The organism is Solibacillus sp. R5-41, assembly GCF_002736105.1.
In the GTDB taxonomy this organism is placed as follows: domain Bacteria; phylum Bacillota; class Bacilli; order Bacillales_A; family Planococcaceae; genus Solibacillus.
Map to the genome: position 1 here is coordinate 1,980,110 of NZ_CP024123.1, position 22,297 is coordinate 2,002,406.

The window sequence follows — 22,297 nt, forward strand, 5'->3', positions numbered from 1 at the left end:
AGAGGTGAGGGAATTGACAAAAACGGCTTTGCCAAAAGTTTTGAGAGATTTTTTAGTTTACTTAACGACGATTACCGGAAAATCACCACGCACTCGGAAAGAATACGAATATGATCTCGTACTGTTTTTTCGATTTTTAAAAAGTGTGGAGAAAGACATGACACCGGATCTTATACATACGATTGATATTTCAGATGTTACTGCTGACTGGATTAAGGAATTATCTTTGGAGGATTTGTATTACTTTATGGAATATTGTGAGGTGCAGCGTGGAAATTCAGCGGCGGCACGAGCGCGCAAGGTGGCAACATTGAAAGCCTTTTTTAAATACTTGAAAGGCAAGCGAAGACTCATTGAAGAAAATCCGGCTGAGGAGCTTGAATCACCGAAAATTGGTCGAAGAAAACCCATTTATTTGAATATGGATGAGGCCCAAACGTTTTTAAAAGCAATAGATGAGCAGTATTATTCCGCTCGGGACTACTGCATGATGGTATTTTTCTTAAATCTGGGCATACGTGTATCCGAGCTGTGTTCGCTAAATGTCGAATCCATTCATGGGCGCCAGTTGACGGTAATTGGTAAGGGAAATAAGGAACGCACTGTTTATATAAATGATGCTTGTGTTGCTGCGTTAGATCGATATGTAGAAGAGCGCCATACATATAAGGGGACGGGTCCAGAGCCTTTATTCGTTTCACAGAAAGGGACGCGTTTTGCTCGCCAAACAGTTGCGAAAATGGTGAAGAAAATCAATGCGCAGTCGATTAAGAAAGAAAAATTAACACCTCATAAGCTACGCCATACTTCAGCGACAATGATGTATAAAGCTGGCGCGGACATTCGAAGTTTGCAACATATTTTAGGACACTCAAGCGTTGCGACGACGCAAATTTACACACATATCGAAGACGAGCAAATTCAAGACGTACTGAAAAATAATCCGTTTAACACCATAAAATGATTATGTAAACTAAGATTAAATGCGCAAGTTTCTTGAAGAAGGAGTTATATACCTAAATGTCGAATTACTTAGAAAATTAAAAGAAATTAGGTGATTTTATGAGTAATATTATTAATTACTATAATAATTTTGATGAATGGGGACGTCTTGAAAGAGAGCCTATTGAATTCCAAGTAAATTGGCATTATATAAAAAAATATATGCCTTTATCTGGATCGGTGCTAGATAATGGTGCGGGTCCAGGGAAGTATTCTATGAAACTCGCTACTGAAGGTTATCATGTAACATTGACCGATTTAACACCAAAACTTGTTGAAATTGCTAAAAATAAAGCACGGGAACTTCAGTTAGAAGCATACTTTAGTGGTTTTTTTGTTGCTGATGCTACCGAACTTCATGTGATAAAAGATGCACAGTTCGATGCTTCATTAATGCTTGGTCCTATGTATCATTTGCAAAAGGAAACCGACCGAATAAAAGCAATACAAGAGTTATATAGGGTGACGAAGAAGGATGGAATCGTTTTTGTTGCGTTCATGCCTAGAATCAGGCATATATTGACGTCCCTATTACATCCTGAAAATTGGAAACCAAATAATGATATCGAAAACATCCAACATTTTTCTGAAACAGGTTGTTTTAATCATCAGGATGAAGGACGATTTACAGGTGCTTATTACTTTAATATTGAAGAAATAAAACCATTTATGGAAGAGCAAGGGTTTGAAACTTTGGAATTAATAGGTTCAAATGTAGGTGCAATATTAAACGCTGAAAATTGGAGCTACTGGAGAGATAAAGGCGAAAAGGAATTTGAGAAAATTATAGAATTACTAATTGAAAAAGCAAATGATCCTTCTATTTTAGGAATTTCCTCCCACTTACTATATGTTGGAAGAAAAAAAGATAGCTAAGAAGAGCAAAAACAAGATGTTCTGAGAATAAACCCTGTTAAATCCATAAAATGATTATGTAAACTAAAATAATTTCCAAATATAATTACAGTGAAATAGTTCTAGGCTTTTGCATTAGTATACATGTAAATGGTAATTTTTATATAAAAGAAACAGGGGGAAGTTATGAGTGGTTCCATAAATTATAAAATCTGGACTGTATGTATGATCCAAAACGAAGATAAGGTATTACTTCTTGATAGACAACATGACAATTTCAAAGGATTTATTCCACCAGGTGGTAAAGTAGAATTTCCGGAAAGTATTATTGAAGCTGCTATAAGAGAAGTAAGAGAAGAAACGGGTTTAGAAGTTAGCAACCTTATATTTAAAGGACTTTATGAATACGTTAATCCAATCGCTAAGGATCGATATATGATATTTAATTATATTACAAAGGATTTCGAAGGGGAACTACTTGAAGATGCTCCTGAAGGGAAAGCAGTTTGGGTAAATATCGAGGATGCATATAATCTACCGATGCAAAATTCGATTCGTAGAAGATTTCCTTTATTTTTTAAAGATGGCACATTTGAAATTCAAGTTGAATGGAATCATGAAAAAAATCAAGAGGGTAAGGTAGTAATTCGAAATACATAATACTTCTTTTTTAACTAACGGCATATCCTGTGCCAACGCCTTTGTGACCAATATCGTGGTGCCTTAAAAGCAGATAATACTAAATTATCTGCTTTTTTTGTTTACTTAAAAATAAACAATGGTATATTGTTTATGAAATAATAAACAAATGGAGGTTTTGTTTGTGGATATTGAAACATTATCTATTGAGCAACTCGTAAATGGATATGTGGAAACCGACGAGGTGTATAGCTGTTTATTTTGTGAGAAACAGTATGATAAGTTCGAAGTTTATCCAGTAGATGGACGCTTTTTCACGGCGCAAAAAATGATCTATCAGCATCACAAAGAAGAGCATGGCTCGGTGTTTGATGCACTTATTCAGCTCGATAAGAAGCATACAGGTTTATCGGATATTCAAATCGAATTACTTACGCTATTTGCACAGGGGTTGCCAGATAAAGAAATTGTACAACATACTTCCGCGAATAGTGTGTCAACCATTCGCCAGCATCGATTTAAATTGAAGGAAAAAGAGAAACAGGCGAAAGTTTTTCTGGCGATTATGCAAGTATTTGATGAGATCGAACATTACGAACCGATACATAAGGGGGCAAAACAAGTGGATGAACGTTTTGCGATTACAGCCGATGAAAAGAAAAAAGTGCTAGAAACGTATTATAAAGAAGGTTTAGAAGGGGCGATTAGTACGTTTCCAAGTAAAGAGAAGCGTAAAATTATCTTATTGCAACAAATTATGACGAATTTTGAAGCTGGGAAAAAGTATTTGGAAAAAGAATTAAACGATATTTTAAAGCCTATATATAGTGATTATGTAACGATTCGACGTTATTTAATTCAATATGGATTCATGGAACGTACGGATGATTGCGCGTTTTATTGGGTGAAGGAAAACTAAATCGACTATTTTGGATGCGAGGAGGATTACAGTGGAAATTGAATTGACGAGATATAAAGTAAAAGCAGGAAAATCAAAGCGTGTGGATGAATGGATTAAGTTTTTAAATATTCATATGGATGATGTGCTTGTTACACTTGAAGGTGAAAAAATGTATGTTGAGACGATTTTCCGAGAGCAACTTAATGGACATGAGTACCTCTATTGGTATTCCGTTCGTGGAGAAGGCGGTCAAGAGGTAGAGAAATCTGAACATTGGATTGATAAAGAGCATTTAATGTTTTGGGAAGATTGTATCGATAAATCGTTCAAGCCCGTAGATTTAAAAACGGAAGTTGTAATGATACCTCAACAAGTAAAAGCAGTAATGCAGGACAATTGATATTAGATGCGCGGCAACCCTTTCTTAATTTGAAAGGGTTATTGATATTACTCCAGATAAAATACGAAAACATCATAAAATTTCTGAAAATATCGTTGACAACTGTACTATATCTGTACTATATTTAATTCAACAAATAAAATCTGTTATAGTACAAAGGGGAGCGGTTAAAATGACAATTTATCGACAAGGCTATGAAGTATACGTGAAAAAATGCGAGCAGTTTGGACTAGAGCCAATTAACTTTCGCTATTATGTAATTCAATTATCACCAAAGCAATTAAATGAATTCAACAATCAAGCACTGCAGCAAGCAGGTGTGGAATAAGATGAACGATTATCGAAGTGGCTATGAATATTATAAGCGAGCGTGTGAGAATTTTGGTCTGGAGCCAATTAACTTTCATTACTATATTTTAAATTTATCGCAAGAACAATTAGATGCCTATAATTGCCGCGCAACGGAGAATCGAGGGAACTATGTGCTTGCAACTTCATAAGACAATGTAAAAAATCTTCCAATTATAATGGGGGATTTTTTTCTCTTTCGTGGACGATTTTAATATAGAAGGAATAGATATTTCAAACTCCCTTGCAGTCGTTCATAAAATTTCAGAGCAAACGAAATGACACCAGCTCAACTAGTGACAATCTCAAAAAAAATGCACCATTCCAATGTTGAGAGGAATGGTGCATTTTTTTTATGGATTCTTAATAATCTCTAAAAATATGTTTCTAGGCGTTCAAACTCTTCGTAATCAATACAATCCATATATTTGTATAAAGTATCTAAATCTACTTTTATTTGATTTTTATGTTTTAAGTAAAAAGACTCCGTCAAATGACAAATAATCAGTGGAACGGGCTGCTGGTGATTGAATTTATCCATATGCTTCGATAAAAACGATTCATCCAGTATACAATAAATGTTTAAGCCAAGTGACTGAAACTCGACATTATCCAAATGGGCAGTCAAAAAGGCTTCTGTTAAATTTTCATTGTACTGGCAAATGGCATGCCAATCCAATTGATTTTGATAACGACTAAGCCAGTGCAAATTAGCAGATGCACTGAAAAGCTGCAGTTGAAGTGCATTATAGTGCTCGATTTTTTTATCCATCTCGCTATTTGTTAATTTTTTATCCCCATAACGATCATATTGTTGGCAATATAAAGAGGGAATACCTTCTACTAAATGCTCGCCACCTGGCCACTTATTAGTACCGCAATCATATTCGAAAAATAACAGTTCTATCTCTGGAAATTCGTCTACTTCAGGCAAATAGATGATATCATGTGAGGATAAATAAACAATACTCTCAATGAATTCTTCTAATTGGTCTTTAAATTCTTCGTTTATTGTTTTTTGCTGCATTTGTAATGTTTTAACAAGATGGGCTTTAAACGACGCAGTTAGACGAGCTAGGACTGGTATATTATATTGCAGCGCATCGAAATCAACTTGCTCGATGAAATCAATTAAAAATTGCTCTGAAAGAAACGGGTTGGCATAGCAAATATAAGAAAACGGTAAGTAACTAAAGTAGTTTTGTAGTTTACTATGATGCTCTGTAACAGCATTTTGGCACCAATGCATATAGGCATGTATAAACGCGCGGTCATATTGCGCTAAATTTACAAAGAGCGCTTCATCTTGATTTTGAAACTGTTTTAACTGCTCGATAGAATTGAAGTCTTGCAAGTTGAAATGTTCCGGAAATTTAATATTTTGAAACGCTTGTTGAATCGGAAATGTTTTTTTTGATCGATTCGTTACAAAGCTGTAAGAGCCAATTGCACCACGTTCCTCTAATAAGATATAAGCTAGCTCTTGGCGCTGATCACGTGTCAGCTTTACATCCTTTGGAAATTTTACGGATGCAAAAAATTGTACTTTTGCCATATCATAAAAAAACTTATAATCACCATCTTTTGTAAAAGGTGCATCGGACGTATTTTTTTGCCAATAGAGAAGTGCACCAGAGATGGGTTTATAGTTTGAAAATGTAATATTCGCAACGGAAAAGAAATTTTGAGTAAGTGATTCATCATAGTGAACTTTGATGAATTCAATTTTTTTTATTTTTAGCATCGTACACCCCCTTTAGTTATTATATACGTTTTACAAAATTCGACTAGGTATAAGTCTTGAAATAAAATATTTTAACTTACCTTAGAAGAAGTCCTTCATTTCAATATGTGAAAGATGAATTTTCAAACTTTTAAAGAGTTTTTTTATTTGAGCAAATTCATTATAATAGAAGGCAAAGGTGGGGAATCACATGTGGAAAATCATCAATCATAAATTGGTTCAAACAACAGATGAATCACGTACACGCTATAAAACACGTATAAGCGCGGCACTGATTGAACAGTTGAAGGAATTAGCAGCCGAACATAACACACATATTGGTTATTTGCTAGAAAATGGATATCTAAATCTTTTGCAAGGTGAAACGATTTCCTATAATAAAAAAAATCGCCCAAAAGATCGCGTAGAATTCAGGACAACATGTGATGAACAATTACTTGCCCATTTGAAAGACTTTGCCAAGCAACAGCAATTGAACTTAAATGATGTCATTGAGGAAAGCGTAAAATACATTCAGTTTGATGAAGTGAAAAATGCAAGCTGGCGCTATCGGGTAGAGCTGTAAAAAGAAATAGCGGAGCTTGCAGGTGTCAGTGAAATGACTATATTCCGTCACTTCGAAACAAAGATGGGTATTTTGGAGGCGCTTATTCAGCAGCAATCATATTTTACCTACTTTGAACAGTATTTTAAATCGTCCTTAACATTTGATGTGAAAAAAGACTTAACAGATATTGCGCATCAATATTTACTGAATATGAACAAAAATAAAGTTATCTTCCTCATAAGTATTCAATAGCGAGGGAATTTACCTGAACTATCAGGTCTCATTACTGAAGCCAAGACGAACCAGCTCCAATCATTGCTAGCAGCGTATTTTGATCAATTGATTGAAAAGGGTATTTTAAAACCGTTTCAATCAGAATCACAGGCCATTATTTTTTTAACAACATTGTTTGGTTTTTTTGCAACAACGGTAATTTTTGAGAATCACTTTTTGAAAAATCAACAAACTATGTTTATTAACAATTATGTTGACTCTTTTTTTATGGTGTTACAATGTAACATCATTTTATTTATACTCAAATGTTAGTTATTACTAACGTACATGTGAGGGATTATTTATATGGAACAAACTATTACAAATTCAAAAAGGACAATCATTGTAGCAATTGTTTTATCCGCACCGTTTGTTTCGATTTTGAATCAAACATTACTCATGATTGCGATGCCTCCAATTATGGCTGATTTTAAAAAAAGCAAGTGCCGCACAATGGCTAACCACGATTTATTTATTGACGAACGGGATATTAATTCCTATTACTGCGTATTTGATTGGGCGCTTTTCAAATAGGGTATTGTTATTAGCTGCGTTAAGTTTGTTTACGCTTGGTACAATCATCGGGGCATTTGCACCAAGCTATCCTGTTTTACTCGGAGCACGTGTTATTCAAGCAGCTGGAGCAGGAATCATTATGCCTAATGCAAACAATTATTTTAACACTTTATCCAAAAGAAAAACGCGGTTCTGTAATGGGCATTGCAGGTCTTGTAACCGGCTTCGCACCAGCAGTTGGTCCAACATTGGCTGGCTGGTTGCTCACTTACTTTACGTGGCGTCATTTATTTTACACAATATTGCCTGTAGCGCTTGTCGCTATGCTACTTGTTTTCGCATTTATGATAAATGTTGCAAAGAGACAAGAAAGACAATTTGATATGCTTACAATTATTTATTCAACATTTGGCTGGGGAGGCTTATTATATGGATTTAGTATGGTAGGTTCAGCTGGATTTACATCTTGGTATGTCCTGATATCATTAGCGGTTGGTATCGTTTCGTTATTCGTATTTATTCGTCATCAATTCAAGATGCCAACGCCGATTTTAGAATTCCGTGTGTTCCAATCAAAACTATTTACAATATCAACACTGTTATCTGTGTTAGTGTACGCACTCATGATTGGCACACAAATTTTACTTACGTTTTATGTACAAAATGTGCGTGAGCTTACGGCGTTAGAAACGGGAATCATTCTGTTAACAGTACATTACGTATGGTCGGTCGGTGGTGCAATCGTCACAGCACTACTTGTAACGGCGATGTCGGGTACAATGAGTTGTTTAGATGACTATTCAGCGGATGCAATGCTTATAGGGATTCGCATTGCCTTTATCATTGCGACGTTGTTAAGTATTTCTGGATTAGCACTTTCTATCATGTTAAAGGAACGTAAGGGCAGTTCATAAAAAATAAAATAAAGCACTTCCTTGTACAATAGTGACGTATAAGGAAGTGCTTTATTTTGATTACCCGCGGGGGAAATGACCAAGAGTAGGGTAATGAAATGTAATTGTTTATATGTTCTATGCATGTTTGATAACTTTCTGAACGCATTATAAATGCTAGATAGGACGTGATATATATACATGAAGAATTTTTGTCCATTTATATTATTGTTCAATTAATTTAGTACTATTTGTTTCCGTTTATCGGACTCTAATCGCGATTCACTCAAGTGAAATGCTCAATTATTTGAGAATAAATTGAAAACTCACCCTATTTTTAATAGTATTAAGTAATTTATTTTACTTTTTTAACCTAATTTTAACCTTTCCTATTTACAATTTGTTTTGAGGAAGTTAAAAATGCTCGCTTGTTAAATAATTGTTTATTACATAGGAAGAAAAGCATGATTATTTTTTTCTGGTGTATTCGTTTGAAAGGATACCTAGAGCAAAATTAGCAGTTTGTTTTGATCAAATAATTAAATATTTGAAAGAAAGCCACAGAATATAGTGGTAGTTCATGAATGGGATTCATATAGGACGGAGTATGTATTTCAAATGAAAAACTTCACAATTAAGATTCTATTAATTTTCACAATCAAAATAAAAAATAAATAAAAAACAATATCCATATTATGGTATTGTTACATAGTGATTCCAAATTACCTATTTTTAATGTAAAAAATATGCTATTATAAAATAGGGAGTAATTAAAAGGTAATGATTCCGATTGATTTTTTATGGGGGTTTATTATTTTTGTAATCCTAATTACCTATTTCAGTGAGAAGGGTGCATTTATTTGATGGAAAATTTAGTTAAAGTTGTTCTATTTTGTTATACATTTACAATACCGCTATTTTTTATAGCAACAGAAACTGCACATGGCGCTTATTATGTTGCACCGAATGGTAGTGACGAATCAGAAGGTACGATAGATTCACCTTGGCAATCCATTCAACACGCTGTAAATCAGGTGGAGTCGGGTGATGTTATCAATGTTCGAGGCGGTATTTACAAAGAAATGGTCGTAATCTCAGAAAAACAGGCAGTAGACGACCAATGGATTACAATCCAAAATTATCCCTATGAAAAACCGATAATTGATGCAGAAGGTATAGAAATTACGTCATCAAATCGTGCAGGTATTGAAATTATAAACTCTAAAGGGATTCGAATTAAGGGCTTAGAAATACGTAATATGAAAGCTGATTCCCGAAAGTCTTATCCTGCTGGTATTTTAGTACGAGGAAGTAATAAAAATATTGAAATAGTAGAAAATGACATTCATCACATTGCCAACTACTCAAGCAATGGGAACGCACATGGAATTCTTGTATATGGGGATAATACTCAGCCGATTCAAAATATTAAAATTTCGAAAAATCGCTTGCATGATTTAACGTTAGGTAGCAGTGAATCCTTAACGTTAAGTGGCAATGTTGAACACTTCACGATCGACGGGAATATTGTTTCACGCAACAATAATATTGGTATTGATGTAGCGGGTCGTTACGGTGCTTGTAGAAGTGATGGGTGCACGGATTATGCTCGAGATGGTGTTGTTTCAAATAATATCGTTTCCTATATTTCTTCTGGTGACAATCCTGCTTATGAAGGGGATAAATCCGCAGCAGGTATATATGTCGATGGCGCACAAAACGTCGTAGTGAAAAACAATTATGTCGGTAAAAGTGACTACGGAATTTCGGTATCAAGTGAACAAGAGGGCTTTTCCGCCAAAAATATTACGATAAAAGATAACTTTATTGCAAAGAATACAAAGGCTGGTTTGGTCATAGGCGGTTCGGGTGATGATAACGGTGGCGTTGAGAATAGCTCCATTACAAATAATTTGTTTTCGTTTAACGATCGTTCTAAAGAAGGATTTAGGGAAATTACGATTCAGCATCATACGCGCGGTAATGAATTTTCAAACAATTTTTATTTTATTTGCGGCTCAAAAGAGTACGTCAATATTTCGAAAAAAGTAATTGCTGATAATCGTTTCATAGATGAATCCGTATATCCACGGGCTATGTGTAAAAAGTAAGAAAGAGAGGGTTCTTATGAAGGTATTAATAACTGGTGGCTATGGTTTTATCGGTTCACATGTAGCGGACAGATTTTATAAGGAAGGTTACGAAGTGCATATTATTGATAACCTCGTAACGGGGAAAGCCGAAAATATTCCATTTAAACATAAATTTTATCATCTTTCTATAGATGATCCAAAATGTCGTGATGTATTTGCGGATTATGACTTCGATATTGTCGTTCACCTAGCTGCCCAAGCAAGTGTTGCGACATCGATGCATAATCCAACCTATGATGCACAGAGCAATGTAGTTGGCCTCGTTCAAATGCTAAAATTTGCGACGGAATATAAGGTAAAGAAATTCATCTTTGCTTCTTCGGCAGCGGTTTATGGTGAGCAGTCACAACTCCCTATAACAGAGGACATGAACACAGACCCGATTTCACCTTATGGCATAAGTAAGCTTTTAGGGGAAAAATATTGCAGTAATTGGGCAGCAAGTCAAGGATTGTCGTCCATTTGTTTCCGTTTTTCGAATGTGTATGGACCACGCCAAACGCATGAAGGTGAAGGAGGTGTCGTTTCCATATTTTTGAATAACCTATTAACGAATAACAAGCTCACTATTCATGGGGACGGCAACCAAACGAGGGATTTTATTTATGTAGAAGATGTAGCATTTGCGATTTACCGTGCCTCACAAAGTACGCTTACAGGTATTTATAATTTGTCAACGAATACAGAGGCAAGTGTAATTGATCTTATTCACCATTATGAAAGTTTCCATGGAGCTATTGAAACGGCTCAAGTGGCGTCACGTGAGGGTGATATACAGCGCTCAATTTTAAATAATACCCGCATCATTCAAGATTTGGACTGGGTCCCGATGTATTCGCTTGAAGAAGGGCTTCAAAAAACATATGAGTGGGGTACATTTCTTAAACCATCGGAACAAGTGGTTGTCAAAGAAAAGAAAGTAGTTCCTAATTGGTATAAGATTCTCAAGCCATATTTGGAAAATGCCGTATTATTCTTCATTTTAAGTGCGTTTGTTTTGAGCGTGGATATTCCTATTTTCTCAGTTTTTGAGGTTGGGATTTTCTATATTATTACGGTAGGTGCGATTTATGGTAATAAACAAGCGTTCTTTGCTGTTTGTTTATCCATTAGCTTGTTGCTTATTGATTACTTCCGTCAAGGTCGAGAAATCGTTTCGTTGCTGTATGATACGACGTTCTTTTTCCAAATCTCCATCTTTTTATTCATTGGTTTAGTTGTTGGTTACTCTGTACAACGGAAAAATATTAAAATAACGGAACAACAAGAAAAGCTTAATGATCTTCAAACGCGCTATGACTTTTTAGAAATGATTCATGAAGAACTGCGCGATGTAAAAGATGAGCTGCAATTGCGCGTCTTAAATAACGAAGATAGCTTCGGAAAAATTTATTCAATTACGAAAGAGCTGAATGAGGTCGAACCCGAAAAGATTTTTACGCGTACGATAGAGGTTGTACAAAAGACTATGCGATGTGAAAATGTCTCTATTTATTTATTAAATGTGGACAAAACGTACCTTCGACTCGTGGCAAGTTCTAATTTGTTAGATGGAAAACCTCATATGAGCTCATTAAAAGTAGCGGATACGAATTATATCCAACAAATTATTAGCACTAATGCAATTTTTGCAAATCGAAATTTACTTTCAAATGTGCCGGTAATGGCTGCACCAATTTTCCACGATAATAAAATTAAAGCGGTGCTCATGATTGATAATTTACCATTCTCTAGCTTTTCGAACTATCATGAAAACCTATTCAAGGTTATTGCAGGATTAATCGAAACGTCATTAAGCCGCGCCTTTGAGTATATTCAATTTACTGAAGAGAGTCGTTATATTGGTCAATCTATTATCTTACAACCAGATGTATTCCAGGAAATATTGAGTAGCAAAATACTCGCTAAAGAAAAATACAATATGCCATTTACACTATTAAAAATCCAAGTTGATGCTAGTGTATCACAGCAAGTTGCGGAAAAAGCGAACCAATTATTAAGGGAAACGGATTATATCAGTTATTTCGAAGACACACTTTATATTTTACTTTCAAATACAACACAAGAAGATATTCCGTTTATTTTAAAGCGTTTTAACAATGTAGGAATTGAAACTGAAGTTCATGATGGGGTGCTCTTATGACCAATATGACCATAATGTTTATTATTTTCCTCTATATTGTCATTTCCGCCTTTGTGTTATGGTTCTTTTCACTCGGTAATTTGCAGGATTGGGTATTTAGATGTACACTTGTCCTTTTTTTACCGGTTATTGGTTGGTTTATTCCGAGTCTTTGGCCAAAAAAACTTCTTAGAAATGAAGGCGAACAATTCGAAGCATATATGAATGCCCAAACCGATGATATCGCCATAGAGTTACGTTCCTCAAAATTGACCATCGAAAAAGATCGTGAATTAGCGGTTGTTTCGATTGAAGAGGCTCTAATTATTAGTGATTTTACGACTCGTCGTCGCGTCATGTTGGACCTATTAAAACAAGATGCTATGAAGTATTTAGATATTTTACAAACAGCGGTTACGAATGATGATACTGAAACGTCTCACTATGCCGTAACTGCAGTAATAGAAGTAAAACGCGAACTATCACTGTTATTGCAAAAATTATCGGTGGAATTTAGTCAAAACCCACAGGACCAGCATGTGGCATTAACATATGTTCAAGTAATCAGAGAATACTTACAAAGTGGTTTCTTGGATAAGCAATCCACAAAAAATTATCGTATGACTTATATTCAAGTCATACAGTCAATCATTGAAAATAATAAGGCAACGGAAGCGTTATTTAACGAAAAAATAGATATGGAATTGACACTTGGCGAGCTACAGGCTGCTGAGCAAACGGCGCTTTTATTTAAAGAGCACTATCCACTTTCTGAAAAGCCATATTTACAATTGTTAGCAATCTATTGTGAACTAAAATCAGCTTCTAAATTTAGAAGCGTATTAAATAATTTGAAAAATGCACCCATTACATTAACAAATGAAGCGTTGGTAACGGTGCGCTATTGGTCGACTGGGGTGAATATTACAGATGAAATGGCTATGGACTAATCAAAAGGTTATCTTTATTGCCGTATTGCTTTTTTTATGTGGGATTATTTTGCAAATAACAAGAACTCAAATGGTATTAAAAATGGTAGATAATGAAGACATTTTGGAAATGAAGGAATTAGTAGTTTCGGCTAATATGAATAAAGAGCAAACGAGTGATATGAACAATCCATCGTATTGTATTGTATATGATGAAACATCCGTCGCTATTAAAAATAATGCAGAAAAGGCCCTTGAATATATGCAAAAAAGCACGCGGGCTTACGATGTAGCAAAAGGTCAGGTAGATTATGATCGTTGTCCTACTATTTTGTTAAGTACTCCTTATTTAAAGGATCTCGGGACAGTAGAGGATATTGAAAACTATGTATCAGCTGGCGGACAGCTCTTTTTAATGAATGTACTCGAAATGGATGCACATTTCGATATTTTGTATCGTAAATTGGGCATATTAGATTTTGATGATTTCGTTATGACAAATGGTCTGCATATGGTATCGAATCTTCTTATTGGTACAACTGGGGAAACATATTTAGAAGAATCATTAAATGATGTCAGTTTAGGGGTTGCGTTAACTAGTGAGGCGACCATTTTTATGGAAAGTACAACGAAAAATCCATTGCTATGGAAAGCGGAATACGGAGAAGGGACATTCATGGTATTTAACGGCGGTTTATTATCTGAAAAATCTTCTCGTGGATTGATTACGGGCGCGGTTAGTTTAATGGAACCAGACTATGTTTATCCTATATTTAATACAAAAGTCTTTTTCATAGATGACTTCCCATCCCCTATAGCAAAAGAGCGAAATGATCTGATTTATAAAGAATACAAGAAAAGTCTTGCGTCCTTCTATCAATCGGTTTGGTGGCCAAATATGTTGAAATCAGCAGCAAATGAAGATATTCGATATACCGGTGCCATCATTGAGTCTTATTTAGATAATGTAACACCACCATTCGATAATGTAGAGGACAAGGAGTATGTGTATTTAATTTCCTTTGGTCGAGTATTGATTCAAAGTGGTGGGGAAATAGGCTTCCATGGATATAATCACCAATCTCTTACGATGGATCAAAATATTGCTTCTTCGTTTGGTTATAATGCATGGACAAGTAGCGAGGATATGGAGAAATCAATTCGCGAGTTACAAAGCTATACTAAACAAGCCTTCCCATCTTATAAAGTAACGACCTATGTTCCGCCTTCAAATGTGTTGTCAGAAGTAGGGCGCCAAGCTTTAAAAAATAGCTGGCCTGAATTAACGACCATTTCTTCCTTGTATTTAGAGGATCTTACCAATAGATCTTACGTTCAAGAGTTCGAAGTTGCAGAAGACGGTATTATTGAAATGCCGCGTATTTCTTCCGGCTATGTACGCAATGATTCGGATGATTGGGCCATTGCCAATACGTTAACGGGAATTGGTGTATTTTCTCACTTTATTCACCCGGATGATATTATTAGTACGGACCGATCCGGAGGTAGTTGGAATGAAATGTATAAAGAATTCGATGCATTTATGAAAGATGTTCACGAAACCTATCCTTGGCTACGTGCAATGAAGGCATCGGAAGCTGCGATGGGCATTGCTTCTACTTTGCAAACGACGAGTACAATAGAAAAAAGTAATAATGTCGTTAAAGGGAACATTGAAAACTATTTGGATGAACAACATTTTATTTTACGAACTGATAAAAAAATTGGAAGGCTAGAAAATTGTGAGGTTACTAAAATTGACGACGGTACTTATTTAATCAAGGCATTAGCAGCTCAATTTGAAGTGACATTAAAGGAGTAAATGCATATGAGAATTTGTTTAATCGCAGAAGGCTCTTACCCTTATGTAACGGGTGGCGTTTCTAGCTGGATTCATAGTTTGATGAATGCTATGCCAGAACATGAATTCATCATTTATGCTATTGCTGCTGACCGTAAGCAGCAAGGGCAATTTAAATATACACTACCCCCAAATTTAATTGAAGTGCACGAATTTTTTTTAGACGCGCATTTAAGTGAAGAAGCAAAGTGGGGGAAACGCTATCATTTAAATGATGTTCAGAGAAACAGTTTAATTTCATTAGTAAGTGGTTCTAATAATGTGGACTGGGAAGCATTATTTTTTCTTATTAGAAGTGATAATTTTACTAATGTTGGGGAATTTTTATCGAGCAAGGACTATTATGAATTAGTAGAACATTTAGCAAAAACGAAGTATACGCATGTCCCATTTACAGAGCTATTTTGGACAGTAGGCTCGATGATTTTACCTTTATTCATGTTAATGCGCGATGATTTACCAAAAGCTGATATTTATCATACCGTTTCCACGGGCTACGCTGGAGTAGTTGGTGCCTTAGCGAAAGTTATTTACAATAAGCCACTCATCTTAACTGAACATGGTATCTATTCGCGAGAACGGGAAGAAGAAATTATTAAAGCCAATTGGGTTAAGGGTTATTTCAAAGATCTATGGATTAATTACTTTTACACATTATCTAATTCTATATATTCATTAGCAGACGAAATTATTACTTTATTCGGACGGAATAAGGAGATTCAAATTGAACTCGGTTGTGAACCAGAGCGCATACGAATCATACCGAATGGAATTGATATTAATGATTACAATCAAGTTGTTCGGACGGTCCAGGACAACACAATACGTATTGGTGCAATTGTGCGAATTGTTCCGATTAAGGATATTAAAATGATGATCCAAGCTTTTTCATTAGTTGAAAAACAATTATCAAATGTTGAATTGTTTATTATGGGACCTGCTGAAGAAAACGAGGAATACTATGAGGAATGTATGCATCTCGTAGAACTACTAAACATACAAAAAATTACATTTACAGGAATGGTCAATATTAAAGAGCATATAGGCAACCTTGATTTTCTTTTACTGTCAAGTATTAGTGAAGGACAACCTTTAGCCATTTTAGAAGGCTTTGCTTGTAGTAAGCCTTTTATTTCAACTAATGTTGGGAGCTGTCGAGAATTAATTGAAGGCGACTCAAATGATTCTTTCGGTCCAGCAGGATTTATCGTACCTGTGATGCACTATGAAGAGATGGCGAATTTCATAATGAAGCTCTGTTTAGATGAACCGCTACGCCTCGAGATGGGGAGAAATGGTTTTAACCGTGTTGCTAGTAATTACACACGCCGAGCATTTATTACGAGTTACAAAGAAATTTATAAAGAGTTAGGGACGGTGATATAAATGGCTGGAATCGGTTTTGAACTACGAAAGTTGTATAGACAACAGGGGCTAGTTCAAAATATTAAGGCGTATAGCTATTCAACGATGACGACAGTCGGTCCTATGATTCTCTGTTTAATACTTGTATTCGCCCAGCAATTAATGATGCGTGAAAATAATAGTTCCTTCCTACAAAATGAATTATTTATAGCGACAATCGCTTATAGCTTTGTGTTTTCGATCATCGTTACTTCTGGTTTGTCGATGCTCGTAACAAGATTCATCGCGGATAAAATATATGAACGCAAATACGAGCAAATTATTACAGCATATTATGGTAGTTTAGTTGTAATTGTACCGATTGGTGCCATTATTGCTGCCTTGTTTTTATGGGGCGTTAATGAGCATATTGTCTATAAAATTGTAGCGTATATTTATTTTATTGAACTTATTGTCATTTGGATGCAAAATGTTTTCTTATCTGCATTAAAGGATTATAAGCGCATCTTCAGAGGGTTTGCAATTGCAATGATTCTTTCCGTCGTGACGAGCTATCTGTTGTTTAATTTTACGTCATGGGATCCTGTTGTTATTGCACTGCTTGGCATGAATATCGGTTTTGCAAGTATTATTATTTTGTCGGCCTTCCATTTTGAACATGTTTTTCCACGCAATGAACAACGTGATTATTTTCAATTTTTGCGGACTTTAAAAACATATCCTGGAGCTATGATTACAGGGGTATTCATTTATTCTGGTGTGTATATTCACAATATTGTTTATTGGTTATTTGCAGACAATAACACACAAGTTTCAGATCAGTTTTTACTTATGCCGCTCTATGATGTATCCGTTTTCTATGCGTATTTATCAGTTTTGCCCTCCCTAATATTCTTTGTTGTAATAATAGAAACTGATTTTTATGAAAAGTTTTTAAATTACTATAAAAATATTCTTGATGGGGGAACATATGAGAGTATACAGCAAGCTAAACAGCGCATGCAAAAAGTGATTGTTCATAAAACAGGTTTTTTAGCAGAAATTCAATTGCTCTTTACTACATTATCAATCGCGCTCGGCATCTTATTTCTGCCGAAAATTGGATTCTCTATGGAACAATTAGATTTATTTATTATTTTATGTATTGCGTACTTTTTCTTTATAATGATGTTTTTATTACTTCATATTCTTATGTACTTCGACGATCGAAAAGGTATATTAGCAATCAGTGCGACCTTTATTGTTTTGAACGCTATTTTAACATATATCACAATGGGATTAAACTTGCATGGTATGGGTATGTTTATGGCTTCGTTTATCGGGCTGTGTCTCACATTTTTCCGCTTGCTTTACATAGCAGAAAATATTGATTACTATACCTTCTGTCCACAGCCTTTAATGACGATCGGATCTAAAATGAAATTGGGTGAAACTTTGAAAAAAAATTCTTCAGCACTAACATTACTTTTATTACTGACATTAACTTTAGCTGGTTGTGTTGAAAAAACAGAAACGGATGAGACGTTAAAGGATCCAGGGCAGGTAACGGCACCCTTGACGAACAGCATTCAAATTGACGATAAAAGACTTTACGAACGAGATCAAGATGACTCAATCAAAACACTATATGTAACGGTTTTACCAAATGAAAACAATCCTGAACTTGATTGGTACGGGTTAAATCGAATTTCAGAACGATATAGCGAAGAAAAATTAGATATTATCGTATCAGAAGGTGAAACAAATGGTGCTGGGCCAAAAGCCGGCATGTTTGGGGCAAATGAAACAAAAGCTAATGGTAAAATTAGCATCCGAGGAAACTCAGCGCGTAAACAACCACAAAAATCATACAAAATTAAATTGATGGACAGCGCGGGTACTTGGAATGATCAGAGAACAATTAATTTAAATAAACATGTTTCAGATGGAAGTAGATTATTAAATAAATTAAGCTTCGATTTAATGGAACCAATCCCGAATATTTCAAGTTTACGCACACAATTCGTTCATCTTTATGTGAAAGATACAACTGCTGGGTCAACGAGCTATGAGGATTATGGTTTGTATACACATATTGAACAACCAAACAAACAGTTTTTACGTAACCATCTTTTTGATCCAAATGGCTATCTGTATAAAGTAACATTATTCGAATTTAACCGATATCCAGATCAAATACGCGCGCATACAGATGAAAAATATGATAAAAAAGCATTTGAATCCGTTTTAGAAATTAAAGGGCGGGAAGAGCATGATAAGTTAATTACGATGCTGGATGATGTAAATAATTACAGTATACCGATTGACGAAGTAATAGAACGTCATTTTGATGAAGAAAACATCCTTACGTGGGCAGCTATTAACATCTTAATGGACAATATGGATACAGATGCCAATAACTTCTTCATCTATTCACCTTTAAATTTAGACACATGGCTCATCTTACCTTGGGATTATGATGATGGGTGGGATGCAGGACGTAGCCAAGATTTCTTGAAGGAATATCAAGCAGGTATAAGCAATTTCTGGGGAAATCGTTTATTTAATCGTTATTTCCGAGTACAAGAAAACGTAGATAAATTAACAGCCAAATTAGAAGAATTAAACGCAACGTATATTAATGAGGCAACTGTAAAAAAACAATTGGATTTATACGTACCTTTAGTAAAACCATATGTCCAACGCTTCCCAGACAATCAATATTTACCGATCGTCGGTAAAAACTATGATCAAATTTTAGGAAGTATTATTGATACACCTAAAAATTCTTTAGAACGGTACTATGAGGATCTCGAAAAACCAAAACCATTCTTTATGTCACAAGAGATTCCAGTAGAAGACAATCAACATGTCTTTAGGTGGGAAGTATCATTTGATTTACAAGGGGACGATCTTTATTATGATGTGGCGATTGCACGAGATCCTGAAATGCAGCAAGTGCTCTATTCAGAAAAGGGCTTACGTATGAATGAATATCGAACACCAAAACTAGAAAATGGTGTTTATTATTGGAAAGTCACAGTGACAGACTCACAGGGAAATACACAAAGTTCCTTCGAGCTGTATGACGATGAAGAAACAAACATTTATCATTTTGGTGTTTTACGATTTGAGGTGGAGTAATGGCGATTGAAAATAAAAATTTTCGGCACGAACTAAAATATTATATTACGTATTTTGAAATGATTGCGCTCCGAAAAAAGGTTTCTAGCTTTTTATCACTAGATAAGCATGCAACGAGTCCAGAAGGCTATAATATTCGTAGTTTGTACTTTGATGGGATGCATGATCACAGTATTTACGATAAAAATGATGGGATTTTTGGGCGAGAAAAATATCGAATTCGTATTTATAACGAGAATGATGCGATTATCAAATTAGAAAGAAAGAGTAAATACGGTGATTATATTAATAAAGAGGCGGCGCCATTAACTCGGGAGGACTATGATGCTATTTTGCGCGGCGAATATGGTTGTTTAAAAGAGCGGACAGAAGCGCTGATTCAGGACTTTTACCGTGCCCTAGAGTTCCGGCAGTTTCAACCTCGCGTGATTGTTGATTATACGCGTGAGGCCTATGTTTATGAGCTAGGGAATATCCGTATCACTTTCGATAAAGAATTGCGTGCAGGCAGTAATGGTATCGACTTATTTGATAAAAACATTGTGTATCAAGAAATTCTTTATCCAGAACAAGTTATTTTAGAAGTAAAATATGATGATTTCTTACCAGATGTCATTCGACAATTATTACAGCCAGAGCGTTTAACTCGATCTGCCATTTCAAAATATGTCCTTTGTCGAGAAAGAACGATTCAATATTTCAAAGTATAAATGACAGGATTCAATTTTTCCACAAAGCAGCTATTAAAGGAGTTTTATAATGAATGATCAATTAAATTTTCAAAATATCATTAAAAAAAGTGTACTCGCGCTCGATTCTTTTGCTAGTTTTTCTTATATAGAAATTACTCTTGGTTTACTTTGCTCGTTCGGTATCGGGATGTTTATTTACTGGGTGTATAAGCGTTGTTTCCGTGGTGTTGTCTATAGCTACAACTATAATGTATCATTCGTTTTGATGACGATGATTACGACGCTCATTATTATGACAATCAGCACAAATATCGTCCTATCTCTAGGGATGGTTGGTGCACTAAGTATTGTTCGTTTCCGTACAGCTGTGAAGGATCCATTAGATATCGTGTACATGTTTTGGTCGATTGCTGCAGGAATTGCGATCGGTGCGCAAATGTATCCGTTGGCAATTATGGGCTCGCTTGCATTCGGTGCAACATTAGCCTGGTTATCGAAGAAAAAAGTGCGTGGTGAAACGTATTTATTAATTCTCCAACATAATGAGGATGCTATGGAAGATGTTCGTAAAACATTGCAAAAATTAAATACGAAGTTAAAATCAAAAACAATCCGCAATGGATTTATTGAAATGACTGTAGAAATTCGATTAGTAGATGATAATACAGGCTTTATGAATAGATTAAACAGCATTGAAGGCGTGCATTCTTGTTCACTTGTCAACTATACAGGGGATTATGCACAATAAATAGGGCATGTAAGCGTATTTTAAAACAATAAACGAAAGCACTTCCACATACGATAGACGTATAGGGAAGTGCTTTATTTTGATTAGCTTTGTTTCGTCTTGATTTTTCTTAATTTAGCGATTAAAAGCAATGTTAATGGCAAAATAATAGAGAAAATACCTATAGCTAGTGGCCAAGTCTCCTGGTTGTATTTATCGGAATGAATGATATTTGAATGAATAATTTGAGAAAGAGCCACAGCTAGCATTCCAAGTGGTAATATTAACGGTCTAGGATCCTTTATTTTAAGAATTTGACTTATACCGAATAAAGAAGCGTAAAAATACATAAAAGCTCGTACAAATATTGTGACCATCCACATAAAAGCCATAATAATTTCAATGCGTTGTAAAAAGTCTCCAATCGAAATTCTTTGTGCTAATGTATAACTTGGAAAAGTTCTTAAAGATGTATTGGTTACGCCCAATACTAATATCGATAAAGCGATAAAGGCTGTTACAATTAAACCACCAATTAATGTGCCAATGTAAAAACCCTTTCTACCAGATTGAAGATTATTAATAGCAGAAGGAAAAATCATTAATAGAACAATTAATGGAAATGAAAACAAACCCATGAAATGTAAAACACTATATATGAATGGTTGAATGGGTACATCAAAAAACGGCTGCACATTTTTAATATCAATTTGTGGAGAAACGGAGAACAAAAAAATAATAAATATGAACAAAAAAACTGGAAACAGTATTTCTAAAGTACGAGCAAAAACTTCTATACCTTGATAGGCCGCATAAAGAATAATAATCATAAAAAGTATAGAAAATACTACTGGCGGAGTTTCGGGCATCACCTCTGTTTGTAGGAAATAACCAATAAAGTAGATTAACTCTCCTGATGATAAAAGTGTTAACAGCACAAAACTTAGAGAAACTAATTTTCCAACAAAGCTACCTAAAATTTTTTCAGTTGCTTCTACAAAAGAATGGGTCGCCAATATATTTGAAAAAATGATATATAGCTTTATTAAAAGTAAGCTAAGTAGAGTACCTATTATTCCTACAATCCAAGCATCTTGATGTACTTCTAGAGCTAAGCTTGCTGGAATAATTAATATTCCTGTTCCAACTGTATAGAGAATAACAATTATTGTGAATTGTCGTGAGCTTATTAATTGTTTTTCCATAA

General features: G+C 35.0%; 20 protein-coding genes and 1 pseudogene. 19 read left to right on the forward strand and 2 right to left on the reverse strand.

Annotated elements, in window-relative coordinates; all coding sequences use genetic code 11:
* Positions 1 to 13: 13 nt before the first annotated feature.
* The 7 genes from CSE16_RS09495 (at position 14) to CSE16_RS09525 (ending at position 4,297) form a co-directional block, all read left to right on the forward strand.
* On the forward strand, positions 14 to 964 hold the full coding sequence (locus CSE16_RS09495; RefSeq protein WP_253896224.1) for a tyrosine recombinase XerC: 951 nt from the start codon (positions 14 to 16) through the stop codon (positions 962 to 964).
* Between the two features lie 98 nt (positions 965 to 1,062).
* Positions 1,063 to 1,878 (forward strand): class I SAM-dependent methyltransferase, encoded by an 816-nt coding sequence (locus CSE16_RS09500; protein ID WP_099423674.1) that lies wholly within the window; start codon positions 1,063 to 1,065, stop codon positions 1,876 to 1,878.
* Between the two features lie 165 nt (positions 1,879 to 2,043).
* A complete protein-coding gene (locus CSE16_RS09505; protein WP_099423675.1) occupies positions 2,044 to 2,517 on the forward strand; it encodes an 8-oxo-dGTP diphosphatase in 474 nt (157 codons plus the stop codon).
* Between the two features lie 163 nt (positions 2,518 to 2,680).
* Positions 2,681 to 3,415 carry a DUF2087 domain-containing protein gene (locus CSE16_RS09510; protein ID WP_099423676.1) on the forward strand — a complete coding sequence of 245 codons (735 nt, stop codon included), beginning with the start codon at positions 2,681 to 2,683 and terminating at the stop codon, positions 3,413 to 3,415.
* A 31-nt stretch (positions 3,416 to 3,446) separates the two neighbouring features.
* Positions 3,447 to 3,797, forward strand: coding sequence for a DUF6176 family protein (locus tag CSE16_RS09515; RefSeq protein ID WP_099423677.1), 351 nt, complete (start codon positions 3,447 to 3,449; stop codon positions 3,795 to 3,797).
* A gap of 172 nt (positions 3,798 to 3,969) precedes the next feature.
* Positions 3,970 to 4,125 (forward strand): transcriptional regulator, encoded by a 156-nt coding sequence (locus CSE16_RS09520; RefSeq protein ID WP_099423678.1) that lies wholly within the window; start codon positions 3,970 to 3,972, stop codon positions 4,123 to 4,125.
* A gap of 1 nt (position 4,126) precedes the next feature.
* A complete protein-coding gene (locus tag CSE16_RS09525) occupies positions 4,127 to 4,297 on the forward strand; it encodes a transcriptional regulator (protein ID WP_099423679.1) in 171 nt (56 codons plus the stop codon).
* 221 nt (positions 4,298 to 4,518) lie between these two features.
* Here CSE16_RS09525 and CSE16_RS09530 read toward each other — a convergent pair whose 3' ends face one another.
* On the reverse strand, positions 4,519 to 5,889 hold the full coding sequence (locus CSE16_RS09530) for a nucleoside-diphosphate sugar epimerase (RefSeq protein ID WP_099423680.1): 1,371 nt from the start codon (positions 5,887 to 5,889) through the stop codon (positions 4,519 to 4,521).
* A 190-nt stretch (positions 5,890 to 6,079) separates the two neighbouring features.
* Between CSE16_RS09530 and CSE16_RS09535 the strand changes: the two genes are divergently transcribed.
* The 12 genes and pseudogenes from CSE16_RS09535 (at position 6,080) to CSE16_RS09590 (ending at position 21,111) form a co-directional block, all read left to right on the forward strand.
* Entirely contained in the window at positions 6,080 to 6,454 is a 375-nt protein-coding gene (locus tag CSE16_RS09535; protein ID WP_099423681.1) for an rRNA methyltransferase, read from the forward strand.
* Between the two features lie 6 nt (positions 6,455 to 6,460).
* Positions 6,461 to 6,688: a TetR/AcrR family transcriptional regulator gene (locus CSE16_RS09540; protein ID WP_256376323.1), complete on the forward strand. Its 228-nt coding sequence runs from the start codon at positions 6,461 to 6,463 to the stop codon at positions 6,686 to 6,688.
* A 327-nt stretch (positions 6,689 to 7,015) separates the two neighbouring features.
* On the forward strand, positions 7,016 to 7,243 hold the full coding sequence (locus CSE16_RS21860; RefSeq protein WP_253896225.1) for a hypothetical protein: 228 nt from the start codon (positions 7,016 to 7,018) through the stop codon (positions 7,241 to 7,243).
* Positions 7,185 to 8,139: pseudogene (locus CSE16_RS09550) on the forward strand (MFS transporter). The gene CSE16_RS21860 and the pseudogene CSE16_RS09550 overlap by 59 nt, the downstream one beginning before the upstream one ends.
* Before the next feature lie 842 nt (positions 8,140 to 8,981).
* Positions 8,982 to 10,229 carry a right-handed parallel beta-helix repeat-containing protein gene (locus tag CSE16_RS09555; RefSeq protein ID WP_099423684.1) on the forward strand — a complete coding sequence of 416 codons (1,248 nt, stop codon included), beginning with the start codon at positions 8,982 to 8,984 and terminating at the stop codon, positions 10,227 to 10,229.
* Positions 10,230 to 10,245: 16 nt separating this feature from the next.
* On the forward strand, positions 10,246 to 12,414 hold the full coding sequence (locus CSE16_RS09560; RefSeq protein WP_172954373.1) for an NAD-dependent epimerase/dehydratase family protein: 2,169 nt from the start codon (positions 10,246 to 10,248) through the stop codon (positions 12,412 to 12,414).
* Entirely contained in the window at positions 12,411 to 13,343 is a 933-nt protein-coding gene (locus CSE16_RS09565) for a hypothetical protein (RefSeq protein WP_099423686.1), read from the forward strand. The genes CSE16_RS09560 and CSE16_RS09565 overlap by 4 nt, the downstream gene beginning before the upstream one ends.
* The gene (locus tag CSE16_RS09570) at positions 13,324 to 15,144 is read left to right on the forward strand and encodes a DUF2194 domain-containing protein (RefSeq protein WP_099423687.1); all 1,821 of its coding nucleotides are present in this window, start codon (positions 13,324 to 13,326) and stop codon (positions 15,142 to 15,144) included. Before CSE16_RS09565 ends, CSE16_RS09570 begins: the two co-directional genes overlap by 20 nt.
* Positions 15,145 to 15,150: 6 nt before the next feature.
* On the forward strand, positions 15,151 to 16,569 hold the full coding sequence (gene pelF, locus CSE16_RS09575) for a GT4 family glycosyltransferase PelF (protein WP_099423688.1): 1,419 nt from the start codon (positions 15,151 to 15,153) through the stop codon (positions 16,567 to 16,569).
* A complete protein-coding gene (gene pelG / locus CSE16_RS09580) occupies positions 16,570 to 19,671 on the forward strand; it encodes an exopolysaccharide Pel transporter PelG (RefSeq protein WP_099423689.1) in 3,102 nt (1,033 codons plus the stop codon).
* A complete protein-coding gene (locus CSE16_RS09585) occupies positions 19,671 to 20,381 on the forward strand; it encodes a polyphosphate polymerase domain-containing protein (RefSeq protein ID WP_099423690.1) in 711 nt (236 codons plus the stop codon). Before pelG ends, CSE16_RS09585 begins: the two co-directional genes overlap by 1 nt.
* A 49-nt stretch (positions 20,382 to 20,430) precedes the next feature.
* The gene (locus CSE16_RS09590; RefSeq protein ID WP_099423691.1) at positions 20,431 to 21,111 is read left to right on the forward strand and encodes a DUF4956 domain-containing protein; all 681 of its coding nucleotides are present in this window, start codon (positions 20,431 to 20,433) and stop codon (positions 21,109 to 21,111) included.
* Positions 21,112 to 21,194: 83 nt separating this feature from the next.
* On the opposite strand, the gene CSE16_RS09595 is transcribed toward CSE16_RS09590, so the two are convergent.
* Complete coding sequence (locus CSE16_RS09595; RefSeq protein ID WP_099423692.1) at positions 21,195 to 22,295, reverse strand: GerAB/ArcD/ProY family transporter; 1,101 nt, start codon at positions 22,293 to 22,295, stop codon at positions 21,195 to 21,197.
* Between the last annotated feature and the right edge of the window lie 2 nt (positions 22,296 to 22,297).